The sequence below is a fragment of the Aphanothece microscopica RSMan92 genome (assembly GCF_046613545.2).
In the GTDB taxonomy this organism is placed as follows: Bacteria; Cyanobacteriota; Cyanobacteriia; order PCC-6307; family Cyanobiaceae; genus NIES-981.
This window is the reverse complement of record NZ_JBKKKY020000127.1, coordinates 1-2,934: the sequence shown is the minus strand read 5'-3', so window position 1 is coordinate 2,934 and position 2,934 is coordinate 1. Positions and strand designations below refer to the sequence as shown.

2 protein-coding genes and 1 pseudogene are annotated in these 2,934 nt (G+C 71.2%); 2 read left to right on the top strand and 1 reads right to left on the bottom strand.

Annotation, left to right across the window (positions count from 1 at the left end):
• Window positions 1-531, bottom strand: a pseudogene (locus tag ACLD7X_RS16230) (hypothetical protein); the annotation flags it as partial.
• A 126-nt stretch (window positions 532-657) separates the two neighbouring features.
• On the opposite strand from ACLD7X_RS16230, the gene ACLD7X_RS16225 reads away from it, so the two are divergent.
• Window positions 658-1,638 carry a ribose-phosphate pyrophosphokinase gene (locus tag ACLD7X_RS16225; protein WP_411424721.1) on the top strand — a complete coding sequence of 327 codons (981 nt, stop codon included), beginning with the start codon at window positions 658-660 and terminating at the stop codon, window positions 1,636-1,638.
• Window positions 1,593-2,915: a glycoside hydrolase family 10-like protein gene (locus ACLD7X_RS16220; protein WP_411424720.1), complete on the top strand. Its 1,323-nt coding sequence runs from the start codon at window positions 1,593-1,595 to the stop codon at window positions 2,913-2,915. The genes ACLD7X_RS16225 and ACLD7X_RS16220 overlap by 46 nt, the downstream gene beginning before the upstream one ends.
• The last annotated feature ends 19 nt before the right edge of the window (window positions 2,916-2,934 follow it).

The following is a 2,934-nucleotide window of genomic DNA, read 5'->3' as shown; positions in this document are numbered from 1 at the left end:
CGGGGCCAGATCGAGGCGGGCACAGGCCAGGGCGAGGGCGAGGGCCAGATCGGGAGTCTCCAGGGCCCCGTCAGCTTCGCCGCGGCGACTGGCCTCCACCACCCCGAGCCAGGGCAGGCCCTGCCGCCGCCGCAGCTCGGGCCGCCAGGGCAGGCCCCACTGGATCAGGCCGGCCAGGGGCACGCCCTCCTGACGCGCCAGGGCGACCATGGCCGCCGCGAGGCCGCTCGCCTGCTGCTCGGCGGTGATCAGCAGCAGCGCAGGCTGCCGCCAGGCCCCCAGGGCCTCCGCCCAGGTGCTGCCATCAGCCAGGGGCTCACCGGGGTCGAGCGGCAACGGCACCAGGGCTCCGCTGCCGGAGCTGGACGCGCGTTCCGCCAGGGCCGCCAGCCCCCCGTGGGGATCGGCGGGCGGCAGCGGTGCCTCCAGGCTCAGAGCGAGGGCGGAGGCCAGCACCGGGCCGGCCGTGGCCGTCAGGGCCGCGACCTCCGGGGCCCTGCCGGCGCCCAGCAACACGAGGGCGGGGGGCAAGGGGGGCAACCGCCCGCCAGAAAGCGTCATGGTTATTTGCACTCCAGCAGGCAGGCTCGCTTCTACCATCGGGGTTCAGCCGACGCGCCCGCGCCCGCCGTGACCAGTTTTCTCACCGCTGATCGGCTGGCACAGGAGCGCGCCCACACCGATCCAGGCCACGACACCCGCCGCCTGCGGCTGTTCAGCGGGACGTCCAACCAGGAGCTGGCCCGCGAGATCGGCGCCTACCTGGGGGTTCCCGACGGCCCGCGGGTGATCAAGCGCTTCGCCGACGGCGAGACCTACATCCAGATCCAGGAATCGATCCGCGGCTGTGACGTCTTTCTGATGCAGCCCACCTGCGCGCCGGTGAACGATCACCTGATGGAGCTGCTGATCATGGTGGACGCCTGCAGGCGGGCCTCCGCCCGCCAGGTCACGGCGGTGATTCCCTACTACGGCTATGCCCGCGCCGACCGCAAGACGGCCGGGCGTGAATCGATCACCGCCAAGCTGGTGGCCAACCTCCTCACCAAGAGCGGGGTCGACCGGGTGCTGGCGATGGACCTCCATTCCTCCCAGATCCAGGGCTACTTCGACATTCCCTGCGACCACATCTACGGATCACCCGTGCTGGTCGACTATCTCCAGACCCTCGACCTGGGCGAGGTGGTGGTGGTGTCCCCGGATGTGGGTGGGGTGGCCCGGGCCCGGGCCTTCGCCAAGCAGATGAACGATGCCCCCCTGGCCATCATCGACAAGCGCCGCGCTGCCCACAACGTGGCCGAAAGCCTCACCGTGATCGGCGATGTGGCCGGCAAGACGGCCATCCTGATCGACGACATGATCGACACCGGCGGAACGATCTGCCAGGGAGCCCGGCTGCTGCGCCGCAACGGGGCGGCCCGGGTCCTCTGCTGTGCAACCCACGCCGTGTTCTCCCCGCCCGCCACGGAACGGCTCTCCGAGCCTGGACTGTTCGAGGAGGTGGTGGTGACCAACAGCATCCCCCTGGCGCAGGAGCGCCGCTTCCCCCAGCTGCGGGTGCTATCGGTAGCCAACATGCTGGGAGAGGCCATTTGGCGCATCCACGAGGAGAGCTCGGTCAGCTCGATGTTCCGCTGACCCCGCTGGCGCCCCCTCCCCTGGCGCCCCAGCCCCGCCTGGCGCCCCTGCCGCGCCTTGCGCCCCTGAAGCGGTTCAGCCGCCTCAAGGCCCTGCTGCCGGTGGGCCTGAATCTGCTGCTGGCGGCGGCCTTCAGCCTGCCGAGCCCCGCGCCAGCCCGCCAGAAGCCACCCGTGCAGCCGCGCATCGGTGTCTGGCTGACCAACAGCCCCAGCCCCCTCTACTACGACCCGGCACGCCTCGACCAGGCCGTGGCCGACCTGGCCGACAGCGGCTTCACCACCCTCTACCCCAACGTCTGGAGCCGCGGCACCACCTTCCACCGCTCGCGCCACGCCCCGATGGAGCCGGCGCTGGCCAAGGCCAACCCCAACCTCGATCCGATCTGCCGGATGACCCGCCAGGCGCAGCGCCGCGGCATGGAGGTGATCCCCTGGTTCGAGTACGGCCTGATGGAACCGGGCCAGGCCGCGATCGTGAGCGAGAAACCCGAATGGGTGCTCCAGCGCCGCGACGGCAGCACCGCCTACCCGATGCACGGCCAGACGATGGTGTGGCTCAACCCGGCCCACCCCGGCGTGCGCGAGCGCTTCATCGGCCTGATTCTCGAAGTGGTGCAGCGCTGCGGCGTGGACGGCATCCAGCTCGATGACCATTTCGCCTGGCCGGTGGAGCTGGGCTATGACCCCTACACCCGCCAGCTCTACCGCACCGAGACCGGCCGGGAGCCCCCCGACAATCACCTCGACCGCTACTGGATGAAGTGGCGCCGCCAGCAGCTCACCAGTCTGCTGCGGGAGCTGCGCCAGCGGCTGCGGGATTTCGACGCCACCCCGGCCAAGGGCGGGCGCACCCCTCGGCGGGAGCGGGTGATCAGCCTCTCGCCCGGCCCCTTCCGCTTCGCCTACAACCGCTGGCTGCAGGACTGGGAGCTCTGGTCGGTGGGGGAGCTGGTCGACGACCTGATCGTGCAGAACTACGCCTACTCCGTGAAGGGCTTCGCCAAGGACCTCGACCAGCCGGCCCTGGTCAAGGCCAAGGGCTGGGGCATGCCCGTGGAGATCGGCATCCTGGCGGGCTTCGGCGGTCGCACCCCGGACATGGCCACCCTGCGGGAGAAGGTGCTGCTGGCCACCGGCCGGGGCCATGGGGTCATCTACTTCTACTGGGAGGGGCTGTGGGGGCTCCATGCCGGACCCGAGGGCGGCGCCGCGCGGCGCGCCGCCTTCCGCCGGCTGCACCAGGAGATCCGCTCAGGCCTACCCGGCAGCAGGTAGGGGCAGAGGCCAGGGCTCA